The organism is Saccharopolyspora sp. NPDC002578 (assembly GCF_053592695.1).
Map to the genome: position 1 here is coordinate 17,641 of NZ_JBSFWJ010000010.1, position 15,433 is coordinate 33,073.

A 15,433-nucleotide genomic window follows, 5' to 3' on the forward strand; every position below is an offset into this window, starting at 1 on the left:
CAAGCACGACATGAGCTAACCTGTCAAAACGATCGAACAGGTTAGAGGAGGCTCGTGGACACACTGCTCGACCTGCTCAACAGCAGGCCACTGATCAACGGCGTGGAACAGGACGAGCTCGGCGACCCGGACTCCGGCAGGCGCTGGGCACGGGAGCACGGAGGCGACGGGACGCTCGCGGAACTGGCGCTGCTGCGCGAGGCGCGGGACGCACTGCGGGACGTGGTGTGCGCGACGGCCTCGCCCGAAGCGCTGCGCCCGCTGCTCGACGGGGTCCACCAGGTACCGGAGATCACCCCCGAGGGCCTGCGGTGGACGGTCGAGACGCCCCCGCACGCCCGGCTCGCGGTGGCGGCGGTGCTCGCCTGGGCCGACGCCGAGCAGCGCCTGCCCGGCAGGTTGCGCCCCTGCGCCAACGGCGATTGCCGGCTGTTCCTGCTCGACCGCAGCCGCGCCAACCGCGCTCGCTGGTGCTCGATGGCCACCTGCGGCAACCGCGAGAAGGCGCGCCGCCACTACGAGCGCACCCGGTGACCGGAAACCGGATCGTCACGACGGCGGGCGTCCTCGCGCTGCTCGGCGTGGCCTCGGTCGTTCTGCCGCCCGCAGCCGCCCCGCAACGGGAGCCCTCAGTGGACTCGACCGTGTGAACGCGATCCCGCCGCACACCGACGCCGATGCGCGGCGGGGCACGACGCGAAGCGGCGGCCGACCCACGCCTCGCGTGGATCGGCCGCCGACTGCTTCGAGCGAGATCAGCGCATGGCGCCGAGCGTCAGGGTGAACACGTCGGGGTCACCGGCGTTGACCTTGCCGCTGTGGTCCTCGCCCGCGTTCGAGCTGACGTCGTCGTAGGCGAACGCGTAGCCCTTGCCGTCGGGCAGGTTCTCGTGCACCACGCGGGCGTAGTGGTTGGTGATCTCGTTCTGGTAGAAGGTCGCCGGGTCCTCGTCCTGCGGCTGGTTCGGGTTGATCAGCAGCGTGGTGCGGTTGAACGCCGCCGCCAGGCGCGGCACGATCGCCAGGCGCTCCTGCGAGTCGCTCTCCGGGTTGTTGGCGAACGGACCGCTGTTGCAACCCCAGATGTCCACGGAGGACGGCTTCTCGAAGCGCTCCGAACCGAAGACGAACGCGTCGCCCTCGACCTTGCCCTCGATGACGCCGAGGTCGTCGCGCTGGGTGTCGACGAAGATCGACTCACCCGCGTACTTGGCGTAGACCTCGTCCACGTAGGGCTCGAGGTAGCCCTCGAAGTCGGCGGCGCGGTGGTTCGGGTTGAGCACCCGCACGACCCGGCCGTCGGCCTCCTGCACCAGGTTGGCCCAGTTGCCGCCCTGGGCGCGCAGGCCCTCGGCGACGCCGTCGAGCGCACCGGTGGGCATGCCGGGGACTTCCTGGTCACCGCTGGCCGCCTTCAGGTGCAGCGCGATGGGCGCGGCGACGAAGTCGACGTAGCTGATGTTGGCGTAGAGCTGCTCGGAGTTGAGGGTGAACTCCGCGAACGTCCAGTCCTTGCCGTAGTTCGGGTCCTCTTCGGACACGAAGTTCGGGTGCACGACGGAGGTGGCACCGTCGCCGTCCTGCACGACCTGGAATTCCAGCGTGTCGTTGAGGGAGAAGTAGACCCGCGCGCCGTACATCCGCGGGACGGTGACCTCGACGCTGCCGTCAACCGGGATGGCGGCTTCCTCGCCGACCGGGGTCGGCTCGGGACCACTCGCCTCCGGGAAGTACGGGGTGCCGTCCTTCGTGATGAACACGGCCTTCTTCTCGGCGTCCGAGAAGCCGGCGATGTACGCGGTCGCGGGACCACCGGAGTTGTTCTGCAGCACGAACTTCAGGTTCTCGGGCGCGGCGGACGCGAACGGGGCGCTGATCGCCTGGACCCAGAACGGGGTGCTCAACGCGGCAGCGGAATACCCGAGAAACCGGCGGCGAGAAACCATGGGGGATACCTCCTGAGACAACAGGATCGGCCCGGGGGGTGGCCGACCCTTTCGTGATCGATCCCGAGAGTCTGCCGGTCTAGACCTGCCACTTGATACCCCCAAAAGGACCGAATTCACCACCTCCAAACACCAATCAACTCAACCGCACATCAAGCCGGGAAATGCAAGCAGCAGGCGAAATCCAGCCACAGAAATGGGAAAACGGGAGCCCTTTCCGAAGAAAGACGAGCTCAGTCCACTGTGTTCACGAAAGATAAGACGAAAGTCGGTCCGCGAACTCACACCTAAGGCTGCTCACGCGAAGTGACCACAGTGCACCGCGATCAATCGGGCCGCCGAATGAAGACGGCGACCACTGCTCGAATACGCGGAGTGCCCGTCCGGATACAGCGAGGTGAACGTGAACGGCGAGAGGTCGGCGGGGGACGGTCGCGAAGGAGGATCGGCGGCCTTCCCGCCGCGGGTCAGGACCGCGCGAGCAGCAGCGCGAGCACGCCCGGCATCTCCGCTTCCAGCCGCGCGACCTCGTCGTCCAGTCCGGACAACGCGTGACTGAGACCGCGCTGGAAGATCCCGTCGATCATCGCGTAGGCGACCGCGGACGACATCGCGGTCCCGACGCCCGCCAACTCGGCGCAGCGGATGATCACCCGCCAGATCATCTCTTCGCGGCGCTGGTCGATCTCCACCACTTCCTGGCGGAACGACTCGTCGAAGAGGCTCTGGTTGCGCAGGTCGTACCAGAGCCGGTGCAGCGGAGCGTCGGTCTTCAACGTCGCGAAGAACCGGGCGACGAAACCGTCGCGCAATTCGTCCGCGCTCGTCGCGTTCGCGACGAGTTCGTCGTACCGGGTCACGCACACGGCCTCGTACTGGCGGACCGCTTGCACGATCAGGTCCTGCTTGTCCGCGAAGTAGTAGTGCAGGACTCCGTGGGAGAACTCCGAATTCTGCGCGATCTCGCGCAGGCTCGTCCGCGCGTACCCCAGGTCGGCCAGGGTGTTCAGCGTCGCTACGGCGAGCTCGGTCCGCCGCACCTCGAACTTGTCGATCTGGCGGCGGGCGATCCGCTTCTGCTTCGTCTCGGCGACCTCGGTCACGTGCTCGTCCTGTCGGCTGGCGGCGGTGTGCTGCTGCGGCCCGCAGTCTACCGCCACCGCCGTCCATGACAGTCGTCCAAGAAATTCTTGACGACTGTCCAAACCGATGCATACGGTGTGATCCGCGCCGCACGGGAGATCTTGGCAACCGTGCTGACCAGCGATCTCAACGAGGAGATTCCGGATGAGCAGCTATGACCTGACCGGCAGAAGAGCCCTCGTGACAGGGGGTGCGCGCGGCCTCGGCGCCGGAATCGCCGAAGCGCTGACGAAGGCGGGAGCAGCGGTCGTCATCGGCGACGTGCTCGAAGAGGCCGGCAAGGACACGGCGCGAGCGCTGCGCGACGCGGGCGCCGACGCGGAGTTCGTCGCGCTCGACGTCACCGACGACGACAACTGGGCCGCGGCGATCCAGCAGACCGTCGACTCCATCGGCGGCCTGGACATCCTGGTGAACAACGCCGGGGTGGAGATCACCAGCCTGATCGTCGACCTCGACCCGGCCGACGTGCGCAAGATGCTCGACGTCAACGTGCTCGGCAACTCGCTCGGCCTCAAGCACGGCTTCCGCGCCATGCGGCCGGGCGGTGCGGCGGGCGCGGGCGGTGCCGTGGTCAACATCGCGTCGGTGGCCGCGACGATCGCGTTCCCCGGCATCTCGCTGTACTCGGCGACGAAGTCCGCGATCGACCGGCTCACCCGCGTCGCCGCCGCCGAGTCCGGGAAGCTCGGCTACGGCGTGCGCGTCAACTCGATCTACCCGGGCCTGACGCCCACCACCATGGGCAACCAGCTCGCGGCCGACTGCGCCGAGATCGGGCTGTTCCCCTCCCCGCAGGCGGCGGCGGAAGCCGTCGTCGGGCTCACCCCGCAAGGACGGCTCGGGCAGGTCGACGACATGGCCGACGCCGTGGTCTTCCTGGCCTCCGACGCCGCGAAGTACATCACCGGAGCGGGGCTTCCGGTCGATGGCGGCATGGGCATGTGACCAGGACACCACCAGCACTGGAGGACGAATTCATGGCCACTGACAAGCGCGTCGTCGTCTACGGCGCCTCCGGGTACACCGGACGGCTGATCTGCGAATACCTGCGCGAGTACAACATCCCCTTCCTCGCGGCGGGCCGGAACCACCAGCGCGTCAAGGACGCCGTCGACGCGGTGCCCGGCATCGAGACCGTCGAGCACGAGGTCGTGGAGGTCGAGCACACCGCCGCCGCGCTCGCGGAGACCTTCCGCGGCGCCTCGGTCGTGCTCAACACCGTCGGCCCGTTCGCCCGCTACGGCCACGAGGTCGCGCAGGCCTGCCTGGACATCGGGGCGCACTACACCGACACCAACGGCGAGCAGAACTGGATGATCGACGCCGAAGCGCGCTACGGCGCCGACTTCGCCGCGCGGGGCCTGCTGCTCACCCCGGGCCTGGCGCAGATGTACACCATCGGCGAGATCGCGGCGAACATCTGCCTGGAGACGCCCGGCCTGGACACGCTCGACATCGAGGTGTTCTGGAAGGGGCACCCGACCGTCGCCTCCACCAACACGATCCTGCTCAACGCGGCGTTCGCGAAGGCCTACCACCTGGAGCAGAACGAGTACGTGGAGTGGCGGGCGGACGGCTGGCCCGCCGAAGTGGTGGTGCCCGGCCAGCACGAGCTCGGGCTGGCGCTGCCCTGGGGCGGCACGTCGCACCCGGTGTGGTTCAAGAACGACCCGCGGGTGGCCAACGCCCGTGCGCTGGGCGGCGTGTTCGACAGGGCGTTGATGTCGGCCGTGCCGCAGATCGTCAACGCCGCGCTGGAGCAGATGGAGGGGCTCTCCACCGAGGAGAAGCTCAAGATCATCGACGCGACCTCCGCGCAGGTCCGCAGCGAGATGCCGCCGCGGGAGAACCCGCGCATCAACACCTCGCTCGACTCGGTGCACGCCTCGGGTCCGCTGGGGCGCGCGCACTGCGTGATCCACGGCAACTGCAACTACAAGCAGACCGCGCTGCTCAACGTGCACGCCGCCGCGTCGCTGCTGCAGCAGCCGCCGCGCAAGGCCGGGTTCGCCTCCAGCTGCCAGGCCTTCGGGCACCGGGAGCTGCTGGGCACGCTGCGCGCGTTCGGCCTGGTGCTCGACCCGATCCTGGAAGTCCACCGCTGATGCGCGCGTGCGCCGGTCGCCGTGCGCGGCGGCCGGCGCACCCCGCGTCCCGCACGACGAGGTGAGCGATGCAACTGGCCGGCTACTTGGACAAGGGCGCCTCCCTGGGCGGCGGCGAGCCCTGCTTGACGACGAACGGGCAATCGCGCGACTACGCGGCGGTGCAGGAGTCGTCGTGGCGGATCGCGGGGGCGCTGCGCGGATCCGGGATCGGCGCGGGCGACCGCGTCGCGGTGCTGTCGGCGAACGATCCCGACGCGCTCGGCTGCGTGTTCGGCATCTCCCGCGCGGGCGCGGTGTGGTGCCCGGTCAACCCGCGCAACGAGGCCGCCGAGAACGAGCAGCTGCTGGGGATGTTCGGGTGCCGCTGCCTGTTCTTCCAGGCGAAGTTCGCCCCGCTGGTGCAGCGGATCCGCCACGGCCTGCCCGAGCTGACCACGCTGGTGTGCCTGGACGGGGAGGTCGACGGGGCCTGGAACTTCGCCGAGTGGCTCGCGCGCGCCGACCCGCTGCCCGGCCCGGTCACCCGCGCCGGGGACGACCTGTGCATGCTCGCCGCGACCGGCGGCACGACCGGACTGCCGAAGGGCGTCCGCTTGACCGGCACGAACATGGCCACCGCGACGGCGACGACGCTGATGAGCTACCCGTTCGGCGACTCGCCCCGGTATCTGGCGCTCGCGCCGCTCACCCATTCCGCCGGGGTGCTCACCTTCCCGATCATGGCGCTCGGCGGGGAGGTCGTCATCATGCCGAATCCGGACCTCGGCGAGTTCCTGCGGCTCGTGCAGCACCACCGCATCACGCACGCCTTCCTGCCGCCGACGGTCATCTACGGGCTGCTGGAGCACCCCGACCTGGACGCGACGGACCTGAGTTCGCTGCGCTGCCTCTGGTACGGGGCCGCCCCGATGTCGCCGACGCGGCTGGCGGAGGCGCTCACCCGGATCGGGCCGGTCCTCGGGCAGCTGTTCGGGCAGACCGAGGCGCCGAACATGATCTCGACGATGGCCCCGGCCGACCACTTCCGCCCGGACGGCTCCATCGCGACCGAGCGGCTCACCTCCGCCGGGCGCCCGAGCCCGCTGACCCAGGTGGCGGTGATGGGCGAGCAGGGCGCGCTGCTGCCTCGGGGCGAGCGCGGCGAGGTCGTGGTGCGCGGTCCGCTGGTCATGGACGGCTACCACGAGAACCCGGAGGCCACGGCCGCGGTCAGCGAGCACGGCTGGCACCACACCGGCGACATCGGCTACCTCGACGCGGAGAACTTCCTGCACATCGTCGACCGGGCCAAGGACATGATCATCACGGGCGGGTTCAACGTGTACTCCGCCGAGGTGGAGCAGGCGTTGCTGGCGCACCCGGCGGTGCTCGACGCGGCGGTGATCGGGCTGCCCGACGAGAAGTGGGGCGAGCGGCTGACCGCGGTCGTGCAACCGCGCCCGGAGCGGCAGGCGGAACCGGACGAGCTGAAGTCCTTCGTGAAAGAACGGCTGGGGTCGGTGAAAACGCCCAAGCAGATCGAGATCTGGCCCGACCTCCCGCGATCGAAGATCGGCAAGGTGCTCAAGCCGGAGATCAAGAACCGGTTCGCGGCCGATCCGGACACCGCGCCGCGGGGGCTAGATTGAGCGGTATGACCTCCATCGCTGAGAAGGCCACCCGCCTGCAAGAACTCCACGCGGCGCCGGAACTGCTGCTGCTCGTCAACGCGTGGGACTCGATCACCGCGAAGGTCGTCGCCGAGACGCCCGGCACGCGGGCGCTGGCGACCCCGAGCCACGGCATCGCCGCCGCCCGCGGCTACCCCGACGGCGAGCGCATCCCCCGCGACGAGATGATCGCCGAAGTCGCCCTGATCGTGCGGGCGGCCGGCGACCTGCCCGTCACCGCCGACCTCGAAGCGGGCTACGGCGATCCCGGCGGCACCATCGCCCGCGCCATCGACGCCGGAGCGGTCGGCGCCAACCTCGAAGACCAGGTGAAGCCGCTCGCCGAGTCGGTGCGGGCGGTCGAATCCGCCGTCGCCGCCGCCGAATCCGCGGGCATCGACTTCGTCCTCAACGCGCGCACCGACGTGTTCCTCCGGGCCGCCGACCGCGACCCCGAGGAGGTCCTCGCCGACGCCATCACCCGCGGACGCGCCTACTTGGACGCCGGAGCCTCCAACTTCTTCGTCCCCGGCAAGCTCGACGCCGACCAGGTCGGGCGCCTCGTCGAAGCGCTCGGAGACCGCAAGGTCAACCTGATCGGCATCCCCGGTTCCCTCCCGCTGCGAACGGCTCAGGAACTCGGCGTCTCCCGCGTGTCCTACGGTCCGTGGAGCCAGAACGTCGCCCTGACCGCGCTGGCCGAGCTCACCGAGGACGTCCACAACGGCGGCGGACTCCCGGCCGATACCCGCAAGCTGAACTGACCGCCGAGGCCCTGCGGCTCCGCCCCTGGCAAGGCACCGGCCGAATCGTGCGCTCAGGGGAATTCAAAAGGATCTTTTGATCTTTGTCGTGTCAGTGGCGGAGCCGCCGAGCAGTGACCGGCTTGAGCGGAACGACCACCGGCGGGTTCTCAGCGGTTTCCTCGCGAGGACGGCTTTTCTCCTCGTGGCGGAGCCACTGGGAAAAAGATCCCGCGGCGAGGAAACCGCTGAAGTTCCGCCACCCGACCCCTACGCAGGCCAAGCCGAGAGCCCCCTCAGCCCTGAGCTTCTCGTCCTCCCAGGTGTTCACCGAGGAAGCGGTCGGCGGCGTGGAACATCGCGATCAGGTTGTCCGGGTTGGTGAACAGGTGCCCCTCGTCGTCGAAGACGAGGTAGTCGACCTCGACACCGCGGGCGCGCAGCGCCTCGACGAGGTTGTCGGACTCGGCCTGCACGACGCGGACGTCGTTGGCGCCTTGGACGACCATCAGCGGTGTGCGGATCTCGTCGACGCGGGTGATCGGCGAGCGGGCGCGCATGTCCGCCTCCTGCGCCGGGTCGGACGGGTCGCCGACGTAGTGGTACCAGTTGTTGATCAGGGCGGGCTTGGCCATGTCCGGCACCGTGCGCATGAAGTTCGCCAGGTCGGAGATCCCGACGTAGTCCACCGCCGCGGCGAACCGGTCCGGGGTGAACGTGACGCCGACCAAGGTGGCGTAGCCCCCGTAGGAGCCGCCGAAGATCGCGACCCGGTCCGGGTCGGCGTAGCCCTGCGCCACGGCCCAGTCGACCGCGTCGATCAGGTCGTCGTGCATGGCACCGGCGAACTCCCCGACCGCGGAACGCATGTGGTGCTTGCCGAAGCCCGACGAGCCGCGGAAGTTCACCTGCAGCACCGCGTATCCCCGGTTGGCCATCAGCTGCACGCTCTTGTCGAAGCCCCAGGAGTCACGGGCCCACGGTCCGCCGTGGACCATCAGGACCAGCGGCAGCCCGGCGGGCTCGATGCCCACGGGCAGCGTCAGGTACGACGGCAGCGGCAGCCCGTCGCGGGCGGGGATCGTCACCGGCGTCATCGGGGCCATCGCGTCGGGGTCCAGGTGCGGGTTCGGCCGGAACAGCAGCCGCCGCTCCCCCGTCTCGTGATCGTAGAACCAGGTCAGCCCCGCTTCGCGGTCGTGGGTGAACGACACGACCCAGCGGCGGCCGTCCTCGTCGCAGGACACCGCGGCGAGGGTCCCGTCGGACAGCGACTCCAGGTTCGCCAGCACCTCGGCGAATCCCGCGTCCAGCGCGCGGATCACCTGGCGGCTGCCGAGGTAGCGAGCCCCCAGCAGTTCGCCCGTGCGCCGGTGCCGGATCAGCGGGGAGGGCAGCGCGGCGAAGACCGCGGCGCGGGTGTCGAGGTCGAACTCTGGGTGCGAGTCGACTTCGGTCTCCTCGCCGGTGGTCAGGTCGAGCCGGACCAGGCGGGTGCGGTCGGTTCCCCGGTTGGAGCCGATCCAGGCGGCGGTCCCGTCCGGCGTGGCCTCGAACGGGAAGATGCTCATCGGGTGGTCGGCGCCGTCGAAGGTCGTGATGCGGTGCAGTTCGCCCGTGTCGCCGTCGCGGCGGGACAGCGCGAGGTCGCCGTCCTCGGTCAGGGTCTGGGCGAACAGCCGACCCTCCCCCGCGTAGAGCCAGTCGAGCACCGGGCCGGGGTTGCGGGCCAGGGTCGTGAGCTCACCGGTGGCGATGTCGAGCTCGTGCAGGTCGAACTCGGCGGCGTCGCGAGCGTTGAGCTGCAGCACCGCCTTGCCCGGTCGCGCAGCGGGGAGCACGAGGCCGACGGCCGCCGCGCCGGGGAACGGCGTCAGGTCGACCGCGGGCGCGTCGGGCTCGTCCAGGTCGACGCGGAACACGTGCCAGTTCTCGTCGCCGTCGTCGTCCTGCAAGTACAGCAGCCAGCGCGGGTCGTCGGTCCACGCGTAGTGCTGGACGGTGCGGCGTTCGTCGGCGGTCACGCACCGCGGTTCGGCGCGCCCGTCGAGGTCCTCGATCCAGACGTTGAGCCTGTTCTTCCACGGCGCCAGGTAGGCGATCCGGGTGCCGTCGGGCGAGATCGACGCGCCAGCGCGCTCCGGTGGCCGGAAGAAGTCCTCGACGGTGATCCGTTCGGGCAGTGCCATGGCGCTGTCCCCTCCTCGGTGTTCGCAGCGGCGGGTCCGCTGCGACCAGGAAAGGCCGTGCCGCCACGGCATGCTCAAGCCCGGAGCGCCGTGACGGGCACCACTGCCCGGCATCGAGCGCGGAGTCCACGGAGGACTAGGTTCGAGACGACCTGCGCCCCTTCCTCCTTCTCGGGGCCGGTCCTGGCCGGTACCGCCCCGGATCGTGTACTCGGTCGAAGGGACCCGCTCGATCCGTCGTGCGAGGTGCTGATGACGTCCTGGGGAGAGCTCACGTGGCCCGAGATCCCGGCCGCGGTCGCCGAGCACGTCGCCCGGCACCTGGCCGAGCGCGCGGGCCTGCTGCGGCTCCCGACCGTCCCTATGGGCAGGGCAACTCTTCGCCGTCGTCCGGAAGGGGCGCGGAGGACGGAGTTCGCCTCGTTCGGTGGTTCGATTTCTCGCGAGATCGCGGGAATCGTCCACACCGTGACGGCAGGGCTCCGGCTAGTCGTGGTCGCCGTCGACGTAGGTCCAGGACTTGTCCGCCCGGGTGAAGCGGGAGTGCTCGGTGAGCGAGCCCGCCCGGCCGTGCAGGTGGTAGTGCGCGCGGAAGGTCACGGTGCCCTCGGTGTCGAACGGGCCGCCGCCGGTGCGGTCGAGGACGTCGAGGCGCACCCAGCGCTGCTCGGGGTCGAGGTCGAGCTCCGCCGGGCGGGTCGACGGGTGCCAGGTCGCCAGCAGGTAGGCGGCGTCGCCGACGGCGAACGCCGCGTAGCGCGACCGCATGAGCTGCTCGGCCGTCGCGGCCTTGCGCTCGCCCGCGTGCAACGGGCCGCAGCAGGTCGCGAACGGCTCACCGAGTCCGCACGGGCAGGGATTCGCACTCACCCGCACAGGTTCTCACCCCGAACGCGCCCGGAGGCGGCGGCCCCGCCACTCGACGGGGCCGCCCCGGGCGTCCGCCTCACCAGGTGGTGAGGCGGAACAGGATCATGCTCGCCAGCAGGGCGATGTAGCCGAGCAGCGTCCACCCGGCGGGGGCGTAGCGCTCGCCGGTGGTCCTGGCGAACTTGACCAGGCCGCACGCCGTGAACGGCAGCGGCAGCAGGAACAGCAGCAGCTGCGGACCGGCCTGGCCGGCGCTCACCGCGACGACCGCCTGCAACCCGCACGCCAGGACCTGCAGCACGCCCACGACCGTCAACGCCCCGGCCGCGCCGGCCGCCGTCGAGTACAGCTTCTCGCCGGACAGGGCGAATTCGGCGCGGACGGTCTTGCGCGCGATCTCCCAGTGCAGGTAGCCGAGCACGATCGAGAGCAGCACCAGCGCCGTCGGCACCACCGGCACCGACGGGCCGAGCGCGACGACGAGGCACAGCAGCACCGTCTTGAGCTGGACGGTGAGCGCGATGTTGCGCCACATGCTCGCGTCGAACCGGTCCCAGCTCGTCTCCAGCCAGCACAGGAACAGCGAGAACGCCATCGCCGCGACCGCCACCAGCACCGGCGCGAGTCCCGCGACCGCGGCGGCGGCCAGCGCCACCGCCGCGGAGACCAGCAGGTAGGTCCTGATGTCGGTCGTCGTCACCTCACCGGTGACGACGGGGCGGCGCGGGTTGAACTCGCGGTCGTACTCGCGGTCCTTCACCTCGTCCACGGCGCGCAGGAAGAACAGCAGCGCGAACAGCGCCACCGCCGCGCAGACCGCCGCGACGACTCCCGGCCCGGACCCGTCACGCAGCGGCGCCAGCGCGGACAGCACCGCCGCCACCAGCATCGACACGTAGAAGACGTACTTGCGCGGCGGGAAGCGCTTGGTGAAGAACCGCCAGAACACCGCGATCACTCGACCACCCGCACCGTTCCGGCCACGCCGTCGAGCTCCACGGTCGCGCCGTCGGGGATGCGCTCGACGGCGCCCGGCACGGCGACGATGGTCGGGATGCCGAACTTGCGGCCGGTGATGGCGGTGTGCGACAGCAGGCTGCCGCGCTCCACCACGATGCCCTTCGCCGCCAGCATCAGGTACAGCCACCCCGGATCGGTCTCGCGGGCGATGAGCACGTCGCCCTCGTCGAGGTCGTCGGCGAACGACGGGTCGAGCACGACCCGCGCCCGCCCGCGGACCTTGCCGGGGCACGAGCCGAGGCCGCGCATGACGCCGTCAGCGGACTCGGGCACCTCGGTCTCCTGCGGGACGTCGACGACCTCCGGGATCGACAGGCCCACCACGTCCGCCGTGGAGAACTCGCGCTGCGGCCGGCGCCGCTGGGCGCGTTCGTGGTCGCCGCGCCGCACTTCGACGAGACCGGCGAGGTCGTGGGTGGTGCCGGAGCCGTCGAAGAACCCGAGCAGTTCCTCCACGTCGAGCCAGAACACGTCCTGGGCGTCGGCGAGCACCCCGCGCTGCTGCAGGTGACCGCCCAACGCCTTGATCACCTGCTTGCTGTAGCCGAACAGCTCGCTGCGCTGGTAGCGGCCCGCTTCGCGGTAGTAGAGGAAGGTGCGCAGGCGGTCGAACAGGCCCAGCACGACCTTGCGCCGCGCCGCCGAGGGCAGCGCCTCCTTCAGCCGCTGCTCACCGGCCAGCCGCGTCTCGTGCTCGGTGCGCTCCATCTCGGCCGCGACGACGCCGCGGGCGGCGTACTGCCCGGCCAGGCGCAGCAGTTCCCACGGCTGCTCGCGCAGGTTGGGCCGTTCCAGCTTGAGCTCTTCGAGCCCGCGGTCGCCGTACCGGTTCAAGTGCGCGTCCACCGAGGTGGTGAACTCGGCGGGCAGCTCACCGGCGCGCAGCCGCTCCCAGATCTCCTCCGGCGGCTTGGTCCGGAACAGCAGGTCCAGGTCGGCGTCGGCGCGGACCTGCTCGCCCAGCCGCACGGCGCTGAGCGCGATCTCCGCGCCGCGCAGCTGCTTGCCGCCGCAGAGCAGCTGGCTGAACAACGTGTCGGTGTCGCCGACGCCCCACTTCTTCAGCAGGCGCTCCAGCCGACCGTGCACGATCAGCATGAACTGGTAGTTGATGAGCGTGATGCCCCAGAGGTTCCCGGCGCTGCGCCACACTTCGCGGTAGTCGTCGACGAGGGTCAGCGGGTGCGCCTCGGTGAACCGGTCGCCGCGCCTGCTGCGCAGGAGCTCGGTCCACTCGGTCTCGAACGCGGCGAAGTCCCGCGCCATCGTGGCGTAGTTCAACCCCGCCCGCGCCCAGCCGCCGACGAGCTTCGCCGACCGGGTCAGCTGCGCGCGCAGGTCCTTGCCGCGCCCGTCGGAGTGGTAGTAGCTGTTGTCCAGCTCGGCGACCAGCCGCTCCCAGTCCCGGCGCATCCCGTCGAACAGCGGGAACACCGCCAGTTCGCGCAGGAACGAGCTGATGTTGTGGTAGATCCGCCCGTCGATGAACGCGACCAGCCGGGTCATCGTCTCGTGCAGGTCGTGCAGCTCGCGGGCGGGAACTCCGCAGCGGCGCAGGTAGTCGTGGTTGAGCAGCCAGTAGAACCGGCGGGCCACGGAGTACGTCATCGGCGTCGTGGTGCCGGGGAAGCTCTCCGAGACGTTGGCGCTGCTGAACACGCGGTAGTGGCCGGGGTTCATGGTGATCGGCCGGGACTGCAGCACGTGCACCGCGCCGTCGGGCGTGATCGTGGCCTCGATGTCCTGCGGGCTGCCGAACAACCCCTCGATGCGGTCGCCCAGCGCGGACAGCTCCCGCACTTCGTCGTCGCTGAGCACCGGCGCGTCCCGCCGTTCCTGCGGCACCGGCGCGATCCTGGTGCCGTGGCCGCGCTCGGCGTCGAAGGTCACCATCTCCGGCTTCTGCACGACCACCCGGCGCAGCTCGCCGGACTGGCCGTGCAGGAAGTAGTGGTCGGTCGGGGTCTTCTCGGCCACCACGCCTTCCCCGATGCCCCAGCCCGCGCTGATCACGGTGTCCTTGGCGTAGCTGGTCGGGTCGCAGGTGAACAGGACCATGGAGCGCTCGCCGAACACCATCTGCTGCACGCCGACCGCGACGGAGATCCGGTCCAGCGACAACCCCTGCCGGTGGCGGTAGAGCAGCCCCTCGGGGTTGAACGCCGACGCCCAGCACTTGAGCACGGCGTCGCGGACCTGCGCGACGGGCACGTACAGGTAGCTGTCGCTCATGCCGGCGAAGGCGTGCTCGGCGGAGTCCTCGCCCTCTTCGGGGCGGGCGCCCACCATGGACGCGCGCACGGCGACAACGGAGTCGGCGTCGAAGGTCGTGCTGAGCGCGTCGGCGAGCAACCGCTCGCCTTCCGCGCCGAGCCCGCCGCTGAGGATCGTCTCGCGGGCCCGCCGCGAGGCTTCGCGCAGGGCGTGCCAGTCGTCGAAGTCCAGCTCCCCCAAGGCTTCCTTGACGGCACCGGCAGACACGGAGCGGGTGAACAGCTCACCGGTGAGGCAGAACAGCGGGGGCACCGTGACGCCGTCGTCGCGCAAGGTCTTGAGCCGGGCGAACTTCCAGCCGACCCGTTCCGGGAGCATCGGATGGTCCAGGGTCTCGATCACGGACGAACTCCCTCGATGTGCCGGACGCCGTCGACGTCCGCAGTGGATTCGCTCGCGGTGGAGCGACGCAGCGCCAGGTGCACCGCACGGATTCGCGACGGGCCGGGCGCTGAGCACCCGCGGCCCGACCGGGTCGCGCGGGACCGCCGAACCGGTGGCGCGACTGCCGGGAGAACGTCGACCGGCTTCGGCGCCGGCGCGCGGCGGGCATGCGACGGCTGCGATTGGCCAAGATCCACACTAGCCGGGCGAAGACTAGGTGAATCACCACAAACCCGCTGGCACGGTGAAAACCAGGTGCTCCGCGGGAGCGCTCGCAGACCGTCCTGCGTGGACTCCGGGCGGACGGTGCGGCGATCTCGGCGGAGGAGGCTGCGGTGGATCTCGACCAGGCGCTCACGACGACGCGGACGGTCCGGCGACGCCTGGACCTCGCGCGCCCGGTGGACCCCGAACTGATCCGGGAATGCCTGCGGCTCGCGACGTGCGCACCGAATGGCGGGAACCGGCAGGACTGGCGATTCCTCGTCCTCGACGACGCCGAGGTGAAGGAACAGGTCGCCCGCCATTATCGGGAGGCTTCGGCGGAATACCTCGCGGACAAGCCCGAGAACGCGAACACCGCCGCCGCACGAGCGCTCGCGGAACGGCTCGCCGACGTGCCCGCGCTCGTGCTGGTGTGCTCGCGGGGCAGGCTCGCGGCCGACGCGCCCCCGGCGAAGCGATCGAGCTTCTACGGCTCGATCTACCCCGCCGTGTGGAGCTTCATGCTCGCCGCGCGCGCCAGGGAGCTCAGCACCGCGCTGACCACGGTGCACCTCGCCCGCGAACGCGAGGTCGCCGACCTGCTGGGCATCCCCTTCGACGAGGTCACCCAGGTCGCGCTGATCCCCGTCGCGCACCGCCTGGGGCCGCAGCCCTCCGGACGTCCCCCGCGCGGCCCGGTGGAGGAGGTGGTCGCGCACAACCGGTGGACCCCGTGACGGGCCGAAGGGCGCACGAGCACCAGGGCCGAACGGCGCAACGAGATTTCTTCGCGAATCGCGATCAGAGCATTGCGGACAGGTTGCGGAACCAATTCCCGCATTCGACCCGAACGCGCGAATGAACGCGCCACCGGAGTCCGATAATTGCGCCTCCGCGCAG

The 15,433-nt window shown here is 70.4% G+C and carries 12 protein-coding genes; 6 read left to right on the plus strand and 6 right to left on the minus strand.

The features are described 5' to 3' along the window. Window positions 1-54 precede the first annotated feature (54 nt). Window positions 55-534: a CGNR zinc finger domain-containing protein gene (locus tag ACWD38_RS07460; protein ID WP_184479845.1), complete on the plus strand. Its 480-nt coding sequence runs from the start codon at window positions 55-57 to the stop codon at window positions 532-534. 221 nt (window positions 535-755) lie between these two features. Here ACWD38_RS07460 and ACWD38_RS07465 read toward each other — a convergent pair whose 3' ends face one another. Together ACWD38_RS07465 and ACWD38_RS07470 are read right to left on the minus strand one after the other, a co-directional pair. Further along, window positions 756-1,946 carry a beta-1,3-glucanase family protein gene (locus tag ACWD38_RS07465; protein WP_184479846.1) on the minus strand — a complete coding sequence of 397 codons (1,191 nt, stop codon included), beginning with the start codon at window positions 1,944-1,946 and terminating at the stop codon, window positions 756-758. Between the two features lie 467 nt (window positions 1,947-2,413). Beyond that, on the minus strand, window positions 2,414-3,106 hold the full coding sequence (locus ACWD38_RS07470; protein ID WP_343071449.1) for a TetR/AcrR family transcriptional regulator: 693 nt from the start codon (window positions 3,104-3,106) through the stop codon (window positions 2,414-2,416). A 127-nt stretch (window positions 3,107-3,233) separates the two neighbouring features. On the opposite strand from ACWD38_RS07470, the gene ACWD38_RS07475 reads away from it, so the two are divergent. The 4 genes from ACWD38_RS07475 to ACWD38_RS07490 all read left to right on the plus strand — a co-directional run bounded on the left by ACWD38_RS07475 (window position 3,234) and on the right by ACWD38_RS07490 (window position 7,613). Continuing rightward, window positions 3,234-4,037, plus strand: a complete 804-nt coding sequence (locus ACWD38_RS07475; protein WP_184479847.1) for an SDR family NAD(P)-dependent oxidoreductase — start codon at window positions 3,234-3,236, stop codon at window positions 4,035-4,037. Between the two features lie 32 nt (window positions 4,038-4,069). Further along, a complete protein-coding gene (locus ACWD38_RS07480) occupies window positions 4,070-5,197 on the plus strand; it encodes a DUF5938 domain-containing protein (RefSeq protein ID WP_184479848.1) in 1,128 nt (375 codons plus the stop codon). Between the two features lie 68 nt (window positions 5,198-5,265). Then, window positions 5,266-6,828 (plus strand): AMP-binding protein, encoded by a 1,563-nt coding sequence (locus ACWD38_RS07485; protein WP_450123597.1) that lies wholly within the window; start codon window positions 5,266-5,268, stop codon window positions 6,826-6,828. Window positions 6,829-6,833: 5 nt separating this feature from the next. Continuing rightward, entirely contained in the window at window positions 6,834-7,613 is a 780-nt protein-coding gene (locus ACWD38_RS07490; RefSeq protein WP_184479850.1) for an isocitrate lyase/PEP mutase family protein, read from the plus strand. Between the two features lie 275 nt (window positions 7,614-7,888). Here the strand turns inward: ACWD38_RS07490 and ACWD38_RS07495 are convergent, their stop codons facing one another. The 4 genes from ACWD38_RS07495 to ACWD38_RS07510 form a co-directional block, all read right to left on the minus strand. Continuing rightward, window positions 7,889-9,781, minus strand: a complete 1,893-nt coding sequence (locus ACWD38_RS07495) for a S9 family peptidase (RefSeq protein ID WP_184479851.1) — start codon at window positions 9,779-9,781, stop codon at window positions 7,889-7,891. 486 nt (window positions 9,782-10,267) lie between these two features. Next, window positions 10,268-10,651 carry a YchJ family protein gene (locus ACWD38_RS07500; protein WP_343071450.1) on the minus strand — a complete coding sequence of 128 codons (384 nt, stop codon included), beginning with the start codon at window positions 10,649-10,651 and terminating at the stop codon, window positions 10,268-10,270. A 76-nt stretch (window positions 10,652-10,727) separates the two neighbouring features. Continuing rightward, window positions 10,728-11,609: a hypothetical protein gene (locus ACWD38_RS07505; protein ID WP_450123598.1), complete on the minus strand. Its 882-nt coding sequence runs from the start codon at window positions 11,607-11,609 to the stop codon at window positions 10,728-10,730. After that, window positions 11,606-14,287, minus strand: a complete 2,682-nt coding sequence (locus ACWD38_RS07510) for a PEP/pyruvate-binding domain-containing protein (RefSeq protein ID WP_184479854.1) — start codon at window positions 14,285-14,287, stop codon at window positions 11,606-11,608. The genes ACWD38_RS07505 and ACWD38_RS07510 overlap by 4 nt, the downstream gene beginning before the upstream one ends. Window positions 14,288-14,664: 377 nt before the next feature. On the opposite strand from ACWD38_RS07510, the gene ACWD38_RS07515 reads away from it, so the two are divergent. Then, window positions 14,665-15,270: a nitroreductase family protein gene (locus ACWD38_RS07515; protein WP_221315851.1), complete on the plus strand. Its 606-nt coding sequence runs from the start codon at window positions 14,665-14,667 to the stop codon at window positions 15,268-15,270. Window positions 15,271-15,433 lie beyond the last annotated feature (163 nt).

What these genes read in the sequence shown, in the direction of transcription:
- ACWD38_RS07490 (WP_184479850.1), top strand. Translation starts at nt 6,834, where the DNA reads ATGACCTCCATCGCTGAGAAGGCCACCCGCCTGCAAGAACTCCACGCG.
- ACWD38_RS07465 (WP_184479846.1), bottom strand. Translation starts at nt 1,946, where the DNA reads ATGGTTTCTCGCCGCCGGTTTCTCGGGTATTCCGCTGCCGCGTTGAGC.
- ACWD38_RS07475 (WP_184479847.1), top strand. Translation starts at nt 3,234, where the DNA reads ATGAGCAGCTATGACCTGACCGGCAGAAGAGCCCTCGTGACAGGGGGT.
- ACWD38_RS07480 (WP_184479848.1), top strand. Translation starts at nt 4,070, where the DNA reads ATGGCCACTGACAAGCGCGTCGTCGTCTACGGCGCCTCCGGGTACACC.
- ACWD38_RS07495 (WP_184479851.1), bottom strand. Translation starts at nt 9,781, where the DNA reads ATGGCACTGCCCGAACGGATCACCGTCGAGGACTTCTTCCGGCCACCG.
- ACWD38_RS07485 (WP_450123597.1), top strand. Translation starts at nt 5,266, where the DNA reads ATGCAACTGGCCGGCTACTTGGACAAGGGCGCCTCCCTGGGCGGCGGC.